The sequence below is a fragment of the Streptomyces lasalocidi genome (assembly GCF_005280215.1).
In the GTDB taxonomy this organism is placed as follows: domain Bacteria; phylum Actinomycetota; class Actinomycetes; order Streptomycetales; family Streptomycetaceae; genus Streptomyces; species Streptomyces longwoodensis.
Genome location: NZ_SZNQ01000001.1, coordinates 6,900,364 through 6,919,341, shown reverse-complemented (window position 1 = coordinate 6,919,341; position 18,978 = coordinate 6,900,364). Strand labels below are relative to the sequence as shown.

General features: G+C 72.7%; 18 protein-coding genes and 1 pseudogene. 6 read left to right on the top strand and 13 right to left on the bottom strand.

Annotated elements, in window-relative coordinates:
• The first annotated feature begins 195 nt into the window (after positions 1–195).
• Both E4U91_RS31250 and E4U91_RS31245 read left to right on the top strand, forming a co-directional pair.
• Positions 196–1,287, top strand: coding sequence for a mechanosensitive ion channel family protein (locus E4U91_RS31250; protein WP_137309913.1), 1,092 nt, complete (start codon positions 196–198; stop codon positions 1,285–1,287).
• Positions 1,288–1,324: 37 nt separating this feature from the next.
• Positions 1,325–1,762 carry a DUF4186 domain-containing protein gene (locus tag E4U91_RS31245; protein ID WP_137309912.1) on the top strand — a complete coding sequence of 146 codons (438 nt, stop codon included), beginning with the start codon at positions 1,325–1,327 and terminating at the stop codon, positions 1,760–1,762.
• A 10-nt stretch (positions 1,763–1,772) separates the two neighbouring features.
• Here the strand turns inward: E4U91_RS31245 and E4U91_RS31240 are convergent, their stop codons facing one another.
• Positions 1,773–3,317: a M1 family metallopeptidase gene (locus tag E4U91_RS31240; RefSeq protein ID WP_137309911.1), complete on the bottom strand. Its 1,545-nt coding sequence runs from the start codon at positions 3,315–3,317 to the stop codon at positions 1,773–1,775.
• Between the two features lie 175 nt (positions 3,318–3,492).
• Here E4U91_RS31240 and E4U91_RS31235 point away from each other — a divergent pair, with 175 nt between their 5' ends.
• Together E4U91_RS31235 and E4U91_RS31230 are read left to right on the top strand one after the other, a co-directional pair.
• Entirely contained in the window at positions 3,493–5,712 is a 2,220-nt protein-coding gene (locus E4U91_RS31235; protein ID WP_137309910.1) for an NADP-dependent isocitrate dehydrogenase, read from the top strand.
• 122 nt (positions 5,713–5,834) lie between these two features.
• Positions 5,835–6,635 (top strand): N-formylglutamate amidohydrolase, encoded by an 801-nt coding sequence (locus E4U91_RS31230; RefSeq protein WP_137309909.1) that lies wholly within the window; start codon positions 5,835–5,837, stop codon positions 6,633–6,635.
• 13 nt (positions 6,636–6,648) lie between these two features.
• Here the strand turns inward: E4U91_RS31230 and E4U91_RS31225 are convergent, their stop codons facing one another.
• Genes E4U91_RS31225 through E4U91_RS31215 form a run of 3 tightly spaced genes read right to left on the bottom strand, consistent with a single transcriptional unit; the run spans position 6,649 to position 9,232 of the window.
• Positions 6,649–7,161, bottom strand: coding sequence for a hypothetical protein (locus tag E4U91_RS31225; RefSeq protein WP_137309908.1), 513 nt, complete (start codon positions 7,159–7,161; stop codon positions 6,649–6,651).
• A gap of 5 nt (positions 7,162–7,166) precedes the next feature.
• Positions 7,167–7,742, bottom strand: coding sequence for an RNA polymerase sigma factor (locus E4U91_RS31220; RefSeq protein ID WP_137309907.1), 576 nt, complete (start codon positions 7,740–7,742; stop codon positions 7,167–7,169).
• 59 nt (positions 7,743–7,801) lie between these two features.
• Positions 7,802–9,232 carry a S8/S53 family peptidase gene (locus E4U91_RS31215; protein WP_137309906.1) on the bottom strand — a complete coding sequence of 477 codons (1,431 nt, stop codon included), beginning with the start codon at positions 9,230–9,232 and terminating at the stop codon, positions 7,802–7,804.
• Between the two features lie 331 nt (positions 9,233–9,563).
• Here E4U91_RS31215 and E4U91_RS31210 point away from each other — a divergent pair, with 331 nt between their 5' ends.
• Together E4U91_RS31210 and absR1 are read left to right on the top strand one after the other, a co-directional pair.
• Complete coding sequence (locus E4U91_RS31210) at positions 9,564–12,128, top strand: CHAT domain-containing protein (protein WP_174867959.1); 2,565 nt, start codon at positions 9,564–9,566, stop codon at positions 12,126–12,128.
• A gap of 145 nt (positions 12,129–12,273) precedes the next feature.
• Positions 12,274–13,359 (top strand): beta-glucuronidase AbsR1, encoded by a 1,086-nt coding sequence (absR1, locus tag E4U91_RS31205; RefSeq protein WP_137309904.1) that lies wholly within the window; start codon positions 12,274–12,276, stop codon positions 13,357–13,359.
• A gap of 106 nt (positions 13,360–13,465) precedes the next feature.
• On the opposite strand, the pseudogene E4U91_RS31200 reads toward absR1, so the two are convergent.
• The 9 genes and pseudogenes from E4U91_RS31200 to E4U91_RS31160 all read right to left on the bottom strand — a co-directional run.
• Positions 13,466–13,573: pseudogene (locus E4U91_RS31200) on the bottom strand (transposase); the annotation flags it as partial.
• Between the two features lie 68 nt (positions 13,574–13,641).
• Complete coding sequence (locus tag E4U91_RS39670; protein ID WP_277755351.1) at positions 13,642–13,767, bottom strand: hypothetical protein; 126 nt, start codon at positions 13,765–13,767, stop codon at positions 13,642–13,644.
• A 94-nt stretch (positions 13,768–13,861) separates the two neighbouring features.
• Positions 13,862–14,629 (bottom strand): GAF and ANTAR domain-containing protein, encoded by a 768-nt coding sequence (locus tag E4U91_RS31190; RefSeq protein ID WP_137309903.1) that lies wholly within the window; start codon positions 14,627–14,629, stop codon positions 13,862–13,864.
• Between the two features lie 4 nt (positions 14,630–14,633).
• Entirely contained in the window at positions 14,634–15,359 is a 726-nt protein-coding gene (locus tag E4U91_RS31185) for a GAF domain-containing protein (protein ID WP_137309902.1), read from the bottom strand.
• The gene (locus E4U91_RS31180) at positions 15,356–15,742 is read right to left on the bottom strand and encodes an STAS domain-containing protein (RefSeq protein WP_137309901.1); all 387 of its coding nucleotides are present in this window, start codon (positions 15,740–15,742) and stop codon (positions 15,356–15,358) included. Before E4U91_RS31180 ends, E4U91_RS31185 begins: the two co-directional genes overlap by 4 nt.
• Positions 15,743–15,915: 173 nt before the next feature.
• Positions 15,916–16,272, bottom strand: a complete 357-nt coding sequence (locus tag E4U91_RS31175; RefSeq protein ID WP_137309900.1) for a PRC-barrel domain-containing protein — start codon at positions 16,270–16,272, stop codon at positions 15,916–15,918.
• The gene (locus E4U91_RS31170; RefSeq protein ID WP_241678747.1) at positions 16,269–16,658 is read right to left on the bottom strand and encodes an ANTAR domain-containing protein; all 390 of its coding nucleotides are present in this window, start codon (positions 16,656–16,658) and stop codon (positions 16,269–16,271) included. Before E4U91_RS31170 ends, E4U91_RS31175 begins: the two co-directional genes overlap by 4 nt.
• A gap of 93 nt (positions 16,659–16,751) precedes the next feature.
• The gene (locus E4U91_RS31165; protein ID WP_137309898.1) at positions 16,752–17,012 is read right to left on the bottom strand and encodes a hypothetical protein; all 261 of its coding nucleotides are present in this window, start codon (positions 17,010–17,012) and stop codon (positions 16,752–16,754) included.
• A 581-nt stretch (positions 17,013–17,593) separates the two neighbouring features.
• A complete protein-coding gene (locus tag E4U91_RS31160; protein ID WP_137309897.1) occupies positions 17,594–18,967 on the bottom strand; it encodes an NtaA/DmoA family FMN-dependent monooxygenase in 1,374 nt (457 codons plus the stop codon).
• Positions 18,968–18,978 lie beyond the last annotated feature (11 nt).

Here is an 18,978-nt window from a genome sequence, read left to right as displayed (position 1 = left end):
GGGACCCGGCCGGGTACGAACTGCCGTCCGGAATGCGGCAGGATGGGTGATCGCGCGGGCCGGCCGGGCCCAACACCCCGGCGGGGCCCGCGTGATCGCACTTCCCGGAACCGAGCAGGTGGACCACGTGACGACATTGCACATCCGGCCGTCGGCGGCCCCCCGAGCCGCGGATCGTCTCCCCGGAGGTGACCGGTGAACCGCGCGCTGACCCTGGACGACTCCCTCCTCGCCGGCATCGCCCTGGCCGCGGGCCTGCTGGTCGCCTTCCTCTCCCGCGGGCTGCTGCGCTGGCTGGCCAAGCACGCCAAGCGCACCAAGTGGGGCGGGGACGACGTGCTGGTGGACGCGCTGCGCACCGTCGTGCCGTGGGCGGCGATCGCCGCCGGCGCGGCCGCCGCGGCCGCGGTGCTGCCGCTGACGAGGGCCCTGCAGCGCACCGCCAACCAGTCCCTGACGGTGCTGCTGATCTTCGTCGTGACCCTGTCGGCGGCCCGGGTGGTCGCCGAACTGGTCCGCAGCGTGACCCACTCGCGCTCCGGCGTCGCCGGATCCGCCACGATCTTCGTCAACATCACCCGGATCCTGGTCCTCGCGATCGGCTTCCTGGTGGTGCTGCAGACGCTGGGCATCTCCATAGCGCCGCTGCTCACCGCCCTGGGCGTGGGCGGTCTCGCGGTCGCGCTCGCGCTGCAGGACACGCTCGCCAACCTCTTCGCGGGCATCCACATCCTCGCCTCCAAGACCGTGCAGCCCGGCGACTACATCAAGCTGAGCAGCGGCGAGGAGGGCTACGTCGAGGACATCAACTGGCGCCAGACCACGGTGCGGGCGCTGTCGAACAACCTGATCGTGATCCCCAACGGGCAGCTCGCCAAGGCGAACATGACCAACTTCATGCGCCCCGAGCAGCAGTTGACGATCCTGGTGCAGGTGGGCGTGGCCTACGACAGCGACCTGGAGCACGTGGAGGAGGTGACCATGGACGTGGTCGCCGAGGTGATGACCGAGATCACCGGTGCGGTCCCCGACCACGAGCCGGCGGTGCGCTTCCACACCTTCGGCGACTCCCGGATCGGCTTCACCGTGATCCTGGGCGTGGGCGAGTTCAGCGACCAGTACCGGATCAAGCACGAGTTCATCAAGCGCCTGCACAAGCGCTACCGCGCCGAGGGCATCCGCATCCCGGCCCCGGCCCGGAACGTCACCCTCCAGCAGGGCGCCCTGCCGTCCATCCCCCACCAGCGCACCAGCGACGACGTGACGGACCACGCGTTCGGGGGCTGACCGGTCCACGGTCACGGCGCCGTACGCTGGGGGAATCATGAGTTCCGCTCCCGACGTCCCGCCGCCCGCCTCGGTCCGTGCGCTCGACGAGCGGCTGGACGTGATCGGGCGCCAGCCGTTCCGGGCGCGGTTCCGGCTGCTCGGGAGGGAGCGGGCCCTGGCCGTGGAGCGCGGGCCCGCCACGATCCGGTGGCACGCCTACGACCTGCTGGCCCGTCGGCTGGCCCCCGCCGAGCCGTACAAGGACGGCAAGCAGACCCCGTACCGCGGTCATCCGGTGTTCGTCGCCCAGCACGCCACCGCGACCTGCTGCCGGGGCTGCCTCCAGCGGTGGCACGGGATTCCCAAGGGACGGGAGCTGAGCCGCGCCGAGCACGTGTACGCGGTGCACGTGATCTGCCGCTGGATCGAGCGGGAACTGACCCGGGGCGGGGCCGACGGGGCGGACGGGGTCTCCCCCGCCCGCCCGGTGTGACGGGCTCAGGTCACAGCGTCGCCGAGTGGTCGTGGGGACGCGTGTCCCTCCGGCCGTGCGGGGTGGCCAGGGACGGCGTGACCGGTGTGACCGTCCAGTCCGGGTGGCCCGGCATGCGCGGCGTCGTCGTGCCGTACAGCCAGTCCTTCAGGAACCCGGAGACGTCCTGGCCGGACACCGCGCTCGCCACCGCGATGTAGTCCTCGGTCGAAGCCGACGCGTTCCGGTACCGGGCCAGGAAGGCCCGCTCCACGGCGTGGAAGGCGTCCTCGCCGATCAGCTGGCGCAGCGCGTACAGCACGAGCACGCCGCCCAGGTAGCGCTGCGACTCGAAGAGGTTCGCGGCGGTGGGCGCGGCGACCGGTCCCCAGTCGTGCCGCCACTGGTCGCCGCGCGCGTAGGTGTCCTTCATCCGGGCCTCGAAGCTGGTCAGGCCCAGGGAGTCCGGCCAGCCGCGCTCGTAGCGGTACAGCAGCCCGTAGAAGTCGGCGTGCCCCTCGTTGATCCACAGGTCGGCCCAGGTGGCGGGCGAGACGCTGTTGCCGAAGTAGGAGTGGACCAGCTCGTGCATCATGTGCGAGCCGATCTTCTTCTCCTCCTGGAGGAGGAAGTTCGGCCGGTAGATCGTCAGGGTCTGGGTCTCCAGGCCGGTGAAGTCGAACGGCTCCGCCAGGTCGGAGTTGCACGGCAGCAGCCCGTACGTCTCGAACGGAAACGCGCCGAGGCGGTCCTCGATCCACTCCACCAGGCCGGGAGTGAGGGACAGCGCGGGTTCCAGGGCCTCGGCCCGCGCCTTCGGTACGACGTCCCGCAGCGGCAGCCCGTGCGGCCCGCTCCGCTCCTTGATCACGTAGTCGCCGACGGTGATCTGCACCAGCTCGGTGGCGATGGGCGAGCGGGACCGGTAGGTGACGGCCGTGCGCCCGTCGGGCAGCCGCTCGGTGCGGGTGCGGGTGCCGCTGGCGACCGCGGTCAGACCGTCCGGGACGGTGAGGCGGAAGGAGAAGTCCGCCTTGTCGGAGGGGTGGTCGTTGCAGGGGAAGACGGTGTGCGCCAGGTTCGGCTGGCAGGCCACCGCGAAGCCGTCCGGGGTGGGCACCCAGCCCGTGTGGGGCAGGGCGCGGCGCGGGTCGGCGCCGTACTCGACGCAGACGGTGACGTGGGCGCGGGCGGGCAGCCGGCGCTCCGGGGTGATCCTCAGCTTCTCGTCGGCCTGCTCGAAGTCGGCCGTGCGGCCGTCGACGCGCACCGACCGCACGTCCAGGCCGAGGGCGTCCAGGGAGAGGCGGCTGAGCGCCCGGGTGGTGCGCACCCGCAGCGTCGCCGTGGCCTCCACCAGGGCGGTCGTGGGGTCGTAGGCGAGGTCGAGGTGGTAGGCGCCGACGCGGTAGCCGTCGTTGCCGAGCGTGGGGTAGACGGGGTCGCCGAGGGTCTCCGGGCCCGGGGCGGGGCCGTCGCCGGTCCCCGCCGCGTACGCGCTCCTGCCCCCGGCCAGGACCGCGGTGGCGCCGATGAGGGCGGCCGCCGGTCCGGTCACTCTGCTGCGATATCTCATGGTCCGCTTCCGTCGGGGCGGCCGGGTGGTCACGCCGGCCGCCGTCACTGGTGACGATCACCCCCCATGACCGCCGGGGAGGCCCGTCCGGTTGCACCCCACCCCTGTCGAGCGGACCCCGGTCACGAGATATCTTGATGTCGAGCAATGTTGCAGACGTGGAGCGGAGCACCCGGTGACTGACTCGACCATCATCTATACGCACACTGACGAGGCCCCGGCCCTGGCAACGTATTCCTTCCTGCCGGTGGTCCAGGCGTACGCGTCGCAGGCGGGTGTCGCCGTGGAGACGCGGGACATCTCGCTGGCCGGACGCATCATCGCCCTCTTCCCGGAGTACCTGGCCGAGGAGCAGCGCATCCCGGACGCCCTGCACGAGCTGGGCGAGCTGGCCAAGACGCCGGCGGCCAACATCATCAAGCTGCCGAACATCTCGGCGTCCATCCCGCAGCTCAAGGCCGCGGTCGCCGAGCTCCAGGCGCAGGGCTACGCGCTGCCGGACTACCCGGACGAGCCGAAGACCGACGAGGAGCGCGAGATCCGCGCCCGCTACGACAAGGTCAAGGGCTCGGCGGTGAACCCCGTCCTGCGCGAGGGCAACTCCGACCGGCGCGCCCCCGCCTCGGTCAAGAACTACGCCAAGACCCACCCGCACCGCATGGGCGCCTGGACCGGCGAGTCGAAGACCACCGTGGCCACCATGGGCGAGAACGACTTCCGCTCCACCGAGAAGTCCGTGGTGATCGCCGAGGACGGCGCGCTGCGCATCGAGCTGGTCGCCGAGGACGGCACCACGACCGTGCTGCGCGAGTCGGTACCGGTCCGCAAGGACGAGGTCGTCGACGCCTCGGTGATGCGCGTGGCCGCGCTGCGCGAGTTCCTCGCCGCGCAGGTCGCCCGCGCGAAGGCGGACGGCGTGCTGTTCTCCGTGCACCTGAAGGCCACGATGATGAAGGTCTCCGACCCGATCATCTTCGGCCACGTGGTGCGCGCCTTCTTCCCGAAGACGTTCGAGCAGTACGGCCGGACCCTGGCGGCCGCCGGCCTGTCCCCCAACGACGGCCTGGGCGGCATCCTCAAGGGCCTGGAGTCGCTGCCCGAGGGCGACGCGATCAAGGCGTCCTTCGAGTCCGAGCTGGCCGAGGGCCCGGCCCTGGCGATGGTCGACTCCGACAAGGGCATCACCAACCTGCACGTGCCGTCCGACGTCATCGTCGACGCGTCCATGCCGGCCATGATCCGCACCTCCGGCCACATGTGGGGCCCGGACGGCCAGGAGGCCGACACCCTCGCGGTGCTGCCGGACTCCTCGTACTCCGGCGTCTACCAGGCCGTGATCGAGGACTGCAAGGCCCACGGCGCCTACGACCCGTCCACCATGGGCTCGGTCCCCAACGTCGGCCTGATGGCGCAGAAGGCCGAGGAGTACGGCTCCCACGACAAGACCTTCGAGATCCCGGCCGCCGGCACCGTCCGCCTGGTCGACACCGCCGGCAACGTCCTGATCGAGCAGCCGGTCGCCGAGGGCGACATCTTCCGCGCCTGCCAGACCAAGGACGACCCGATCCGCGACTGGGTCAAGCTCGCCGTCACCCGCGCCCGCGCCACCGGCGACCCGGCCGTGTTCTGGCTGGACGAGACCCGCGCCCACGACGCGGTGCTCATCGAGAAGGTCCGGCGCTACCTGCCCGAGCACGACACCGAGGGCCTGGACATCCGCATCCTCGCCCCGGTCGAGGCCACCAAGCTGTCGGTGGAGCGCATCCGCCGCGGCGAGAACACCATCTCGGTGACGGGCAACGTCCTGCGCGACTACCTGACCGACCTGTTCCCGATCCTGGAGCTGGGCACCAGCGCCAAGATGCTGTCGGTCGTCCCGCTGATGGCGGGCGGCGGCCTCTTCGAGACCGGCGCCGGCGGCTCCGCGCCCAAGCACGTCCAGCAGCTGGTCAAGGAGAACTACCTGCGCTGGGACTCCCTCGGTGAGTTCTTCGCGCTGGTGCCGTCCCTGGAGCAGTACGCCGACGCCACCGGCAACAGCCGCGCCAAGGTGCTGGCCGACGCCCTGGACCGCGCCACGGCGACCTTCCTCAACGAGGACAAGTCCCCGACCCGTCGCGTCGGCGGCATCGACAACCGCGGCAGCCACTTCTACCTGTCCCTGTACTGGGCGCAGGAGCTGGCCCGGCAGACCGAGGACGCGGAGCTGGCCAAGGCCTTCCAGCCGTTCGCGGAGGCGCTGGCCGCCGACGAGCAGAAGATCGTCGAGGAGCTGAACGCCGTCCAGGGCCGGCCGGCCGAGATCGGCGGCTACTACCAGCCCGACCCGGCGAAGGCCGCCGCCGTCATGCGCCCGTCGGCGACCTGGAACGAGCTGCTGGCGTCCCTGAGCTGACCCCGGCGCCCCGCGGCGCCCGCGGTGCGCCCCTCGTGCCCGCCCCGGCCGGACTCCCCGGCCGGGGCGGTCGCGCGTCCGCCCTTCCCGCTCCCTCCCGACCCCTCCCCCGGAGCCGCCGTATGAGCCCTGCCGTGCCGTCGTTCGAGCTGCTGCCCGGAGCCGGGACGTCACCCGTGATCCTGCACGTCCCGCACGGGGCGCGGGCGGTGCCGCCCGAGGTGCGCGCCGGGATCGTGCTCGACGACCGCGCACTGGAGCGGGAGCTCGACCACATAGTCGACGCGCACACCGCCGAGCTGGCCGAACGGGCAGCCGGGCTGGCACGGGCCACACCGTGGCGGTTCGTGAACCGGCTCTCCCGGCTGGTCGTCGACCCCGAGCGCTTCCCCGACGAGCGCGAGGAGATGCTCGCCGTGGGCATGGGGGCGGTGTACACGCGGACCACGCACCGGGAGGCGCTGCGGGACCCCGCGATCGACCCGGAGCCGCTGCTCGAGCGGTACTTCCGCGCCTACGCGCGGGCCATGACCGAGGCGGTGGCCGACCGCCTCGCGGCGACGGGCCGGGCCGTGATCGTCGACGTGCACTCCTACCCGACCCGGCCGCTCCCCTACGAGCTGCACGGCCACGGCCCGCGGCCCGCGATCTGCCTGGGCACCGATCCCTTCCACACACCCGGCCCGCTCCTCGCCGCCGCCCGGGAGGCGTTCGGGGCGTGGGGCGACGTGGGCCTGGACAGCCCGTTCAGCGGGACGTACGTACCGCTGGAGTACTACGGGTCGGACGCCCGGGTGCGGGCGCTGATGGTGGAGATCCGGCGCGACACCTACATGACCGAGCCGGGCGGCCCGGCGGGCCCGGGCCTGGGACGACTCGCGGAGTCCCTGGCGGCGCTGGTGGACGCGGCCGGGGCGCTGTAGGGGCTGTCTCGCCTCAGGCGCGCAGCCACTCCGTCACCACGACCTCGTCGCCCGTGCGCAGGCGCAGGGCGAACGGGCCTGCCGGTGGCGGGTCGCCGATGAAGCGGCCCAGGTCGTCGGCCGTGAGGCGGGCGCCGGCCTGGGGGCCGCTGAGCACCTCGATCGACGCCTCCTGCGGCGGCAGCAGCTGGCCCATCAGCCCGTGCGGGGTGACCTCCACGTCGACGGTCAGCTCGCCGGTGTGGAAGGTCAGCATCCGCGGCGGGTCCGCCACGCCCCGCACGGGGATGGCGTCCACCAGCGAGTCGAACGTCAGCTCCGCGATCCGCGCGTCCAGGTCGTGCAGCGCGTACGCCTCCACAGCGATCCGGCGCAGCTCGGGCGGCACCGGGTCCAGGATGGCGGCGGCCTGGCGCAGCTCGTCCTCCGTCCGGCTCTGCTCGACGGCGTCCTCGTCGGCGGTGCCCCGGTCGAAGGGCCCCCCGTCGAAGAGCTCGCCGGACCCGCCGGCCTCGTCGTCCCTCATGTCCTTCACAACGCTCCCCGTGCGATGAGTCGGGCCCGCAGGCGGCGCAGACAGCGCTGCCGCATCGGGCCGATGCTGCCGACGGCGATGCCCAGCGCCGCGGACACCTCCTGGTAACTGGGCGGCGGCGAGGCGATCAGCACCCGCAGCAGTTGCCGGCAGCGCTCGCCCAGCGCCTCGAACTCCTGCCAGAGGAAGCGGACGCGCTCGCTCTGCGCGGCCGCCTCCTCGGAGTCCAGCACCGACTGCTCCGGTGTGCGGTCCTCACTGACCCGGTCGAGCAACTGGGGGTCGTCCGTAGGGGTCAGCCGCTTGGCGCTCTTGATCACTTTCAGGCATTCGTGGCGCGTGGTGCTCGCCAGCCACGAACCCGCCTTGTCGGGTTCCCGGATGCGCCCCAGGTGCTGGGCGAACCGGAACCACGCCGTCTGGTAGACCTCGTGCCCGTCGGCGTCGGACAGCCGGTGCGCGCGCACCACCGACCAGACCAGCGGGCTCAGCCCTTCCACCAGCGCCTTCCAGGCCGCCGCGTCGCCGTCGACGGCGGACTGGACGAGCGCGCCGACATCACTACGGTCCACGGCCCCACCCCTCGTGTACGGCCTGTCATCGTACGCCGTGGGCGGGGTCACGGCGGACCTCACAGGGTCCGCACGGGCCGCTGCACCGGCACCGGACGCCAGGTGGGCGGCCGCAGCGCCTGTACGTGCGCCCCGCGCACCTCGGCGAACTCGGCGCACGAGTCGAGCAGTTGGCGGGCGGCGACCCGGGGGTCGCGCTCCTTGTGCGCCGTCATCCAGGAGGCGACCAGGCCGGCGGCCACCGGCGTCGCGAAGGACGTCCCGCTCCAGGACGCCAGGCCGTCGAACGTCACCCGGTCCGGCTCGCCCGTGCTGCCGTCGTCGCTCAACGCGCCGGTGTGGCGCGGGGACTGGCAGGTGCAGGTGTAGGTGAAGCCGTAGCGGCAGGCGTCGTACGTGGAGTGCTGGTAGACGTACGGCACGGGCGCGTCGAAGCCGGTGAGGGCGCTGACCAGGCGCTCCCCGGGGGCGTAGACGCGCACCCAGGGGCCGTGGTTGGAGAAGCAGGCGCCGAACTCGCCGTCGCCGCGCAGCGCGCCGACCGACAGGACGGCCTCGGCGTACTCGGGCAGGGCGGCGTAGGCGGCGGGCCAGAACGGGGTGGCGCTGGCGTTGTTGCCGGCGGCGGCCACCAGCAGGGTGCCGCGGTCGTTGAGTTCGCGCATGAAGGCGTCCAGGCCCAGCAGGCCGTCCACGCGCCCGTTGGAGGTGCCGGCGGAGAGGCTGAGGACGTCCGGCCAGCCGCCCTGCTCGACGGCGTCGAAGAGCCTGTCGCCGAACTCCGACTCCAGGATCGCCCCGGCGTCGTTGAGGGTGCCCCGGACGGTGACGTCCGTGTCGGGGGCGATGGCCGTGACGATGCCGGCGATGAAGGTGCCGTGCCCGACGTACTGCTGGAGCACGCCGTCGTCGTCCCGCTCGCGGGTCTGGAGGTCGCCGTCGGTGTGGGCGAACTGCGGGTAGGAGCGGTAGTCGCTGGTCAGGCCGGTGTCGACCACCAGCACCTTTACCGCGCCGTCCGGGTCGTGGGCGCCCTCGGCGACCGCGGGGTTGGGTGCCTCGGTGCGCGGGGCGGGCACGGGCTCGTCGCCCGGGCAGGCGTTGACCGCGATGGACACCACGTGGTTGCGGCTGACCAGGCGCCGGCCGGAGCGGCCCTCGGCCTGGCGCAGGGCGCGCAGCGCGCCCGCGACGGTGTGGTCGCCGCGCCGGTCGGTGTCGCCCGGGTCGCCGACCTGGATGCGGGTGATGCCGGAGCGGTTGGTCTCGGGGCCGGCGCGGCGCACGTGGTCGGCGACCAGCTCGGGGGCCTCGGTGAAGTGGGAGCGCACCGTGTCCTCCACGAGCGCGGCCTCCTCGCCGTCGCGGGCCAGCACCACGCCCCGCTCGTAGATGAACTCGGCGGAGTCGTCCGGACCCAGCGCCAGCGGGACACCCGGCAGCGCGCGCTGGATGTGGTCGAACTGCTCGTGGAATCGCTGTGGTGCCATCGCGTGGTCCTCCCCCTGAGGCGGTGGTTGTCATCAAGAGCCGCGGAACCGCCGTCTGATACAGGTGGTGCGACGGTACGGCGGGGTGGTGCGGTTCCCGCCGCACGCCCCGACCCACCGTACGGAACGCCCGCCGCGCGTCCGCGACCACTGTGGGGAACGCCCGCCACGGGCACCGCACGCCGCGCGAACCGGTGCGGATCGGGCCCGCACCGTGAAGATCCGGCACGAACCGGTAGGGATCCGGCACGAACCGGTGTGACCGCCTCCGCAGGCCGATAGCATCCGTGGAGTGACAGCGGGAAACGAATCGGTGCCCGAACTGCTGCCGATGGTGTTCGCCGCCCCCAACGAGGCTCTCGCGCGGGCGCGGGCCCTCCTCGACTCCGCCCCGCCGCCGGAGCACGCCTCCGTCGCCCACCAGGTGATCGGGATCTGGCAGCGCGACTGGGGCGACCTGCGCCTCGCCCTGGAGCACCTGCGGCGGGCCCGTGACCTCGCGGCGCGGGCCGAGTCGCCCGAGCGGGAGGCGGACGTCCTGGCCACCCTCGGCGTGGCCCTGGTGCACGCGGGCCGCACCCGGCAGGGCCTGGCCGCCTTCGAGCAGGGCGTGCGGCGCGGCAGCGGTCACACCCGCGCGCGTGTGCTGTACCGGCGGGCCTACGTCTGGTGGGTGCTGGGCCACCACCGCGAAGCCCTGGAGGACGTGCGGCGCGCGATCCCCGTGCTGCGGCAGACCGGTGACGTCATCTGGACGGCGCGGGCACTCACCCTGCGGGCCACGGTGCACCTGGCGCTCGGCGCGGTGGAGCGGGCCGAGGCCGACTTCACGGCGGCCGAGGCGCTGTGGGACACCACCGGCCAGGAGCACGACAAGGCCGACGCGGTGGAGAGCCGGGGTCTTGCCGCCTTCCGCGCCGGGGACATCCCGGCGGCGCTGCGGCTGCTGGACGAGGCCGAGGAGCGCTACGCCAAGCTGGGCACGCCGACGTTCATGCTGAACATCCGGCGCTGCGAGGTGCTGATGGCGGCCGGGCTGGCGCCCGAGGCGCTGGCCGAGGCGGACGCGGCGATCGCCGTCCTCGACGGGATCGGCGGGCAGTCCACGCGCAAGGCGGAACTGCTGCTGGCGGCCGCGCGGGCGGCCCGGCTGGCGGGCGATCCGGGAACCGCCATCGCGCGCGCGGCGGTCGCCGTCCGCCTCTTCTCGGGGCAGCGGCGCGGCTGGTGGGAGGCGCACGCACGGCTCGTCCTCATCGAGGCGCGGTTCGCGTCCGGGCGCGGCTACGGACGGCTGGTCGCGGACGCCGCCCGGGTCGCCGAGCGGCTGGAGGGGTCCGGGGCGCCGGCCGCGCCCGAGGCGTGGCTGCTGGCGGGGCGGATCGCGCTGCACCTGGACTGGACGGAGGACGCCGAGCGCTACCTGCGGGTGGCCGCGCGCAGCCGGCGCAGCGGGCCGCCGCTGGCCCGGATCACCGGCTGGGCCGCGCAGGCGCTGCGGGCCCGGGCCGCCGGGTCGGGGCGGGGCGTGCTGGAGGCGTGCCGGCGCGGTCTCGCCGTCCTGGACGACCACCGGATGACGCTCGGCGCCTCGGAACTGCGCGCCCGGGCCACCGCGCAGGGCGCCGAACTGGCCGCGCTGGCCCAGGCGGTGAGCCTCGCCGGGGGCGGGCCGCGGCGGCTGCTGGAGTGGAGCGAGCGCTGGCGGGCGACCGTGCTGACGGCACCCCCGACCCGGCCGCCCGCCGATCCGGTGCTGCAGAGCGGGCTGACCGCCTTCCGCGAGATCGCCGCCCGCGCTGAGGAGGCCCGCCGCGACGGCCGGCCGGTCCCCGCGCTGGAGCGCGAACAGCGGCGCCTGGAGCGGGAAGTGCGCTCACGGACCCTGCACATACGGGGGGACGCGCCGGGCGGCGGGTACCGCTTCGACGTCGCCGGGATGCTGGAGCGGCTCGGCGACGGGCGGCTGGTGGCGCTCGCCGTGCTGGACGGGCGGGTGCAGGTGCTGCTGTGCGGCGGCGGACGGGTGCGCCGGTTCGCGGGCGGGCAGGTGGAGCGGGCGGAGCGGGAGGCCGAGCACGTGCAGGCCACGCTGCGGCGGCTCGCCCACCCTCGCGCGGAGGGCCGGCTGCCGCTGGTGGAGGCGATGGGCCGCCGTCTGGAGGAGGTGCTGCTGGGCCCGGCGGCCCGCCACCTCGGCTCCGGGCCGGTCGTCGTGGTGCCGCCGGCCCGGCTGCACAGTGTGCCCTGGGCGCTGCTGCCGTCGCTGCGCGAGCGGGTCGTCAGCGTGTCGCCGTCCGCGAGCAGTTGGCTGCGCGCGCGGGAGACCGAGCCGCCGACCGGCGGCCGGCACGTCCTGGTGCGCGGTCCGGGCCTGGCGACCGGCGGCGCGGAGGTGCCGGAGGTCGCCGACCGGTACGGCCGGGCCACGGTGCTGGAGGACGCCGACGCGCGCGTGCCGCGCGTGCTGGAGGAACTCGACGGCGCGGCCCTGGCGCACATCGCCGCGCACGGCGACTTCCGGGCCGACAGTCCGCTGTTCTCCTCGCTGCGCATGGTGGACGGCCCGTTGATCGTGCACGACTTCGAGCGCCTGGCCCGCAGCCCCTACCGGATCATCCTGTCCAGCTGCGACACCGCCCGGCTCGCCTCGGTCGGCGCGGACGAACTCCTCGGCCTGGTCACCGCGCTGCTGCCGCTGGGCACGGCCGGGGTGGTGGCCAGCAGCGCCCCGGTGAACGACGAGGCGGTGGTCCCGCTGATGCTCGCACTGCACAAGGGCCTGGGCGACGGGCTGTCGCTCGCGGAGGCCCTGCGCGACGCGCGCGCGGCGGTGCCCTCGGACGCCACGCACCAGGCGACCGGATGGGCGTTCACGGCGTTCGGCGCGGCGTGAGCCGACCGGGGTAGGGCCGCGGCAGCCGGAGGTCCGAGGGCCGCTCGAGCTGTCCTGTATCAAACCCGGGCGGACGGGCTCTTGTTGTCGTGACGATTCACGCACGGGTCCCGAAGGCCCTCGTCGAGCGGCCGGGGCGGGCCGCATGACCGCCCGCTACTGCTCCCTCGTCCCGGCGCCCGACCCCGCCGTCGCGCCGGAACTGGCAGCCGAGCGGCTGGGCGCGTTCCTCAGCGGGCGCCGGATGTGGGTCAACGGCACCGTCCTGCACTACTGCTTCTTCGACGGGGACGACGACGGCTCGGTCATCGCGGTGCCGGGCTGCGGGCGGAGCCGGTGGGTGTCGTGGGTGGGCGGCGAGGAGCAGCGGGCCGTGGTGCGTGACGCCTTCCGCGAGTGGCGGGACCTGGGCATCGGACTGGAGTTCCGCGAGGTCGCCGACCGGTCGGAGGCGGAGCTGCGCATCGGCTTCCAGCAGGGGGGCGGGTCCTGGTCGGCGATCGGCCGGGACGCGCTGCCGGCCGGGCGGGGCGAGCGCACCATGAACTTCGGCTGGGACCTCACGGCGCCCGGCGAGCGGGCCACGGCCCTGCACGAGATCGGGCACGTGCTGGGCATGCGGCACGAGCACCAGAGCCCTTGCGCCGGGATCCACTGGGACGACGAGGCCGTGTACGCCGACCTGGCGGGCCCGCCGAACCACTGGAGCCGGGAGCGCACCGACGCCAACGTGCTGCGCAAGCTGGACGCGGCCGAGGTCAACGGGTCGGTGTGGGACCCGCAGTCGGTGATGCAGTTCCCCTTCGACCCGGGGCTGATCCTGGAGCCGGAGCAGTTCCGCGGGGGTGTGCGTCCGCCGGGCGGACTGTCGCCGCTGGACAAGGAGTTCGTGCTGCGCTGGTACCCGCCGCTGCCGACGGGGGCGCCGCCGGCGCTGGTGCCGTTCCGTTCGGTGCCGCTGTCCCTCGCGCCGGGCGAGCAGGCCGAGTTCACCGTGGAGCCGCCCGAGACGCGCGCGTACACCGTCGGCACGTTCGGGGAGGGTGACTGCGTCGTCGTGGTCTTCGAGGAGCGGGACGGGGAGCCCCGGTTCCTCGCCGGCCACGACGACGCGGGCACCCCGGACAACGCCACGCTCCGGATGCGGCTCGTCAAGGGCCGCCGTTATGTCGTCCGCGTGCGCCTGTACTCCGGCTGGGGTTCGGGCGAGACCGCCGTCATGTGCTGGTGACGGCCCGCGGACCGGGACCACTGTCCGGGCGGGGGAAGGGCCGGGACCTGTCGCCTTCGGGGGAGGGAGACAGGTCCCGGCCCGCGCCTTGTACCGGGCTCCGGGGGGGCAGATCCCTCCAAGGCACCCCGGTGCGGAACTTGAACACGACGCCCTCCAGCACCTGGCGGTGATCCCGCCACCTGCCCCGGGCACGACCCGCGGGCGGCGACAACGGCTTTCAAGAGATGCGCTCCGGACTGGTACGGGGAGGTGTACGAGCAGCAGCGGAAGGCACGTTCCTCACGACGTATCCGCGTCGAGCAAGGCATCACTCACCTGAAGAACCGGCGAGCTCTGACCCGCCACCTCGGACGCCGCGAGCACGTGAGCGACGCCGTCCAGGCCGTCGCCGGCCTGCTGTCTCACCAGCTCCCCGCAGACCTGACGTCGGCGCGACAAATGTGAACACCGAGCCCCGCCGCCCTCCTCGACGCCTCACCGCCTACCGTGCGCGAACTCGTCAGGGACGCTGGCCCTCGCGCGCGGAGGAGGGTGCAGGGGTGGCGCGGATCTGCCGGCTGTCGAACCTGCCTTCAGTGATGTCCCGGGCCAGCTGCGACAGTTTGAGGTTGTGCGCACGGGCGTAGGCCCGCAGGGTGCCGAAGGTCTCGTCGACGCTCAGGTGCCAGCGTTCGGCGAGGACGCCTTTCACCTGCTCGATGATGATGCGGTTGGTGAGGGCGTACTGGAGCTGGTCACGTTCGGCTTCGGCGTGGGACAGGGTGCGTTGCTGGAGGATCGCGATCGTCGCGACGTCGGCCAAAGCCTGGGCGAGAGTGAGGTCTTCGGGGCTGAGGGGGCCGGGGACGGTATGGAACAGGGCGAGGGTCCCGATCACCCGGCCGCGCAGCCGCAGCGGCAGGACGTCGGTGTTCACGAATCCCGTTCCCCGCGCACTGCTGGTGAACTGCGGCCAGTTGACGGTGACCTGCGGGTTGGTGAGGTCGATGTCGGTACGGGCCTGGCCGCTGCGGTAGCACTCGATGCAGGGCCCCTCGTTGTACTGGAGGGCGAACAGTTCCAGCAGCCGGGTGTGCTCGTCGGAGGCTGCGAGGACGTGCAGGACATCGTCCTTGTCCGCGAGCAGGATGCCGACCGCCGCCACGTCCAGGAGTTCCACGCAGCGCACGGACAGCTTCTGCAGGAAGTCGATGACATCGAAGTCGGCCACCAGCGAGTCGGCGACTTCGACGAAGACCTCGGTGACTTGCTGTTCACGGGTGGTCATGGAATCAGTCCTTGTCTGCGGCGGGCGGGGGTGGGGCGGTGCCGGGGGCCGGTCGAAGCCGTCCGGCCACGATGTCGTGAGCGGTTTCAGTGAGGGTGCGGCCGCTGCCGTAGGCGTGGGCGCGCAGCCACAACAGGGCGTCGGCCAGGGGAACGGCGAGCTGGACGCTGGCCATCCCGGTCGCCTGGTGAACGACGGCGTTGAGCAGAGGCGGACCGTCCGACTCGCTGGAGAGCGCCAGCCCGGGAGGGCCGCGGTCCATGAGGCGCCTCATGAGGGCGAACGCCAGCGCCTGGGCCTCCTCGGTCTGTCCTCGGGTCAGTTGCCCCGGCGTCCGTCGCACAAGCGTGAGGACGCCCAGGACGATCGCGCCGATCCGCAGCGGGAAGCAGAACACCGCCCGCGCCGTCTGACCCGGCACCTCCGCGGCCAGAGCGGGCCACCGGCCGGGGCGCAGCTGTGTCAGATCCGGCACCCGCACGGCAGTGCCGAAGGCCAGACAGTCGACCCCCGGGCCCTCGCCGAGGGTCGCCTGCAGATCTTCGAAGCGGCGGGAGGCACCGTCCGAGGCCCACAGGGCTTCACCGTGGGCGGATCCCGAGACGAGGGCGACGGTGACGCCGTCCATGCCCAGTGCGGCGGCCATGGCCGCGACGAGGTCGGAACCCTCGCCGGCCGCGTCGCATCTCCGCAGCATGTTCAGGACCTCGGCCGTACGATCACTGATCATCCGGAACCACCGGTGGCTCCGGCAATGTATCGGCGCGCACTGCTCGATGGCGGAACCGAGGCTCCGTTCCGGGCGGCGTCGAGCAGGGATGCGGTGCCGGTGAGATCGAACAACCTGCGGACGGCGGGCGTCGCGTGACGAAGCCGTATCCGGCGGCCGCCGGCGGCCGCGTCCAGGGCCGCGGCGAGGAAGACGTTCAGGCCGCTGGCATCACAGAAGCTGACACCCGTCAGTTCTATGTCCACGACGGCCGTCACCCGGCGCAGGCAGTTCTCGACGGCGGCGCCCACCGCGGGAGCGGTGTCCGCGTCGATCTCACCCACCAGAAACACGGTCGCTCGACTTCCACTCCCGTAGAAGGTCGTCGCACGAATGCTGGTCATTCCTGCCTCGCTTCCCCGAACGGCCTGCCCGCCGGTGGATTGATGCCTGGCGGCATGCCCGTGCGACAGGTGCCTCGATGGTGATGCCGGTTCCGGGCTGTGCCCGTGAGGACGCACAGGCACGAGGTGGAGGGCCCGCGCCGGTTTCGGGGGACCGCGATGCCCGGCTACCGTCAGCGGCGTGCCAGTTGCCGTTCCCCGGCCGCGCCGGCCTGGTAGGGCAGGCCGTAGTGCCTGAAGATCGCTTCCTCCTGACCGGCGGGCAGCACGCCGTCCACGCCGATCGAAGGGGCCTGCTTCACCAGCGCTCTGGCGTAGCTGATCCTCAGGTAGTCCGGTCCGGTGACCGCGTCGTCGAGGGGTACGAAGACCAGACGGTGCCGGGTGGGCAGTCCGGTCCGTACCGTGGCCATGGCCGGCTCGTCGGTGGTGGTGTCCACGTAGACCGCTTCCAGGACACCGATCTTGTGTGACTCGGCGTCGACGACATCGCGTTCGCGCCATTCCCGCACGTCCGCTGCGTGAATCATGACTTCTCCCTGCCCCGCGGCCCATCCGGCCGCCGTGTGTTGCACTGCCGGCTCTGTGCATGAAAGGTGCGAAGCGCTCGTCGCAGCGCGCGCTGCATCCGGTCCGGGAGGGGTTGGCCCTCCCATGCGGCGACCACGGCCGCGGCCACCACGGCGAGTTTGGTGTCGCACTGCCGTGACACGTTCACAAGCAGACCTCTGGCCGCCCCGCGAGTGCAGGGGGTCAGGACCATGACCATGCCGCGGGCTTGGTCGATGACCGCGCGGCCGGCCAGCGCCCGCCGTAGTTGGTCGTTCTGGCTGCGCAGGACCTCGACGTCCTCTCCCGTCACCGGGTTTCCCCATGTGGCCTCCGCCCGCAGCTTCCACCAGTCCTCCTGGAGCAAGGTCGTACGTTGCATGGCATGCCTTTCGACGACGGATGGGCCGGTCCGGCGGAAGTGGTTCCGCAACCCTCCTGGCTGCCGTACCACTTCGGCTCACCGGCGGCGTTCGCGGTCCCGGCGGTCCTCGCGCCCCCAACGCGCCCGGTTCTGGCGGCTGTAGCGGCGGTCCCAGCGTTCCTGCCGATCCCGCCGGTCCCTGTAGTCCCGGTACTCCTCCGAGCCGCTGCCGCCACCACGGTCTCGGCCATGGCGCACAGCGGCGAAGACGAGCAGCGCGGCGGCCAGCCACCAGAACGGATGAAGGAAACCGAGGCCGAACAGCGGCACGATCAGAATGAGAAGCAGAACGAACACGGTGGGCCTCCCCGGGAGCTGGATGCAGCATCGATACCGGGGGCCGGGGTTTCACTCAACAGCCTAGCCCTGAACGAGGGTTATGGACACCGTACGAGGTCAGCGCACCGGGCGGGGCAGGGACGGGCGATGGCGGCGCGCCGGCACCGCTGGACATGCAGACGTACTCCAGTGCCCCGGGGGCAATGGAGTAGGTCTGCGAGGTGGGTGGTCATTCCTTCCCGGTGAGGCTCAGGATGTCCCTGGTGTCCTCGATGGCGGTGTCGGGATCGAACGTCAGGTCCGTGAAGGCAGCCGACCGCTCAACCGATGTCGACGGCCCAAAGGGCGGTTCATGTCCACTGGTCGACAGCCGGCCGGATGCCGTACGCCGGGCCTGGCCCCCATGGCACGGACGTCCTGCACCGAACCGGTGGAGGTGGCCCGTCGTCGACCGTCCAGGGCTCCTGGGCGAAGCGGTCGAACCTTCCCCGGGCACGACCCGCAGGCGGCACCAACGGCTCGATCACCGCCCACGCAGCGTCAGTCATCTCCCCATCCCTCACGACCCACCCGACGATCGGATGACGGGAATGCACTGCCTAGGAGGCCGCGCGGTGCTCGCCGGTCTCGTCGGGGTGGGCGAGGCCGAGGTGGTCGCGCAGGGTGGTGCCCTCGTAGTCGGTGCGGAAGACGCCCTGTTCCTGCAGGAGCGGGACGACCTTGTCGGCGAACTCGTCCAGGCCGGTCGGGGTGATGTGCGGGACCAGGATGAAGCCGTCGGAGGCGTCGGCCTGCACGTACTCGTTGAGGGTCTTGGCGATGGTGGACGGGGAGCCGACGAAGTTCTGCCGGTTGCCGGTGTGGATGACCAGGTCGCGGATGGACCAGTTGTTCGCCTCGGCCAGCTCGCGCCACTCGCGGGCGGTGGCCAGCGGGTCGCGGTACATCCGCACCTGGGCCCGGCCGCGCGCGATGTGGTCGGTGTCGACGTCCGGGTCGACGTCGGGCAGCGGGCCCTCCGGGTCGTAGGCGGACAGGTCGCGGTTCCAGACGAACTCCAGGTGCTTGAGCGCGGTGGCTCCGCTGACCTGCTGGCGGCGCACCTCGCGGGCCAGCTCCTCCGCCTCGGCGTCGGTGTCGGCGAGGGCGAAGGTGGCCGCGGGCAGGATGAGCAACTGGTCCGGGCGACGGCCGTACTTGGCGAGGCGGGACTTGACGTCGGTGTAGAACTCCTGGCCCGCCTCGAGGGTGCCGTAGCGGCTGAAGATGGCGTCGGCCTCGGCGGCGGCGAACTCGCGGCCCTCGTCGGAGTCCCCGGCCTGGAAGATCACCGGGCGGCCCTGGGGCGAGCGGGGCACGTTGAACCGGCCGTGGATGTCGAAGTGCCGGCCCTGGTGGACGAAGGCGCCGGCCCGCGCGTCGCGCAGGAAGGTGCCGGTGGCCTGGTCGGCGACGATCTCGTCACCCTGCCAGGAGTCGAACAGCTCGTGGGCGGTGGCCAGGAACTCCTTGGCGCGGGAGTAGCGCTCGTCCTGCGGCAGGAAGCCGCCGCGGCGGAAGTTCTCGCCGGTGAAGGCGTCCCAGGAGGTGACGACGTTCCAGGCGGAGCGGCCGTCGGAGAGGTGGTCGAGGCTGGCGAACTGGCGGGCCACCTCGTAGGGCTCGTTGAAGGTGGAGTTGATGGTGCCGGTCAGACCGAGGCGGTCGGTGACGGCGGCGAGCGCGGCGAGGACGGTGAAGGTGTCGGGGCGGCCGACGACGTCCAGGTCGTAGATGTGGCCGCCCTGTTCCCGCAGGCGCAGGCCCTCGGCGAGGAACAGGAAGTCGAACTTGGCGCGTTCGGCGGTCCGCGCGAAGTGCACGAAGGAGTCGAACGCGATGTGGCTCCCGGCGCGGGGGTCGCTCCAGACGGTGGTGTTGTTGACGCCGGGGAAGTGGGCGGCCAAGTGGATCTGCTTCAGCGGCTTGCTCATGGTCCGTGGTC

Coding starts and splice junctions, on each gene's coding strand:
- E4U91_RS31245 (WP_137309912.1), top strand. CDS start 1,325: ATGAGTTCCGCTCCCGACGTCCCGCCGCCCGCCTCGGTCCGTGCGCTC.
- E4U91_RS31240 (WP_137309911.1), bottom strand. CDS start 3,317: ATGAGATATCGCAGCAGAGTGACCGGACCGGCGGCCGCCCTCATCGGC.
- E4U91_RS31230 (WP_137309909.1), top strand. CDS start 5,835: ATGAGCCCTGCCGTGCCGTCGTTCGAGCTGCTGCCCGGAGCCGGGACG.
- E4U91_RS31225 (WP_137309908.1), bottom strand. CDS start 7,161: ATGAGGGACGACGAGGCCGGCGGGTCCGGCGAGCTCTTCGACGGGGGG.
- E4U91_RS31215 (WP_137309906.1), bottom strand. CDS start 9,232: ATGGCACCACAGCGATTCCACGAGCAGTTCGACCACATCCAGCGCGCG.
- E4U91_RS31210 (WP_174867959.1), top strand. CDS start 9,564: ATGGTGTTCGCCGCCCCCAACGAGGCTCTCGCGCGGGCGCGGGCCCTC.
- absR1 (WP_137309904.1), top strand. CDS start 12,274: ATGACCGCCCGCTACTGCTCCCTCGTCCCGGCGCCCGACCCCGCCGTC.
- E4U91_RS31190 (WP_137309903.1), bottom strand. CDS start 14,629: ATGACCACCCGTGAACAGCAAGTCACCGAGGTCTTCGTCGAAGTCGCC.
- E4U91_RS31185 (WP_137309902.1), bottom strand. CDS start 15,359: ATGATCAGTGATCGTACGGCCGAGGTCCTGAACATGCTGCGGAGATGC.
- E4U91_RS31180 (WP_137309901.1), bottom strand. CDS start 15,742: ATGACCAGCATTCGTGCGACGACCTTCTACGGGAGTGGAAGTCGAGCG.
- E4U91_RS31175 (WP_137309900.1), bottom strand. CDS start 16,272: ATGATTCACGCAGCGGACGTGCGGGAATGGCGCGAACGCGATGTCGTC.
- E4U91_RS31160 (WP_137309897.1), bottom strand. CDS start 18,967: ATGAGCAAGCCGCTGAAGCAGATCCACTTGGCCGCCCACTTCCCCGGC.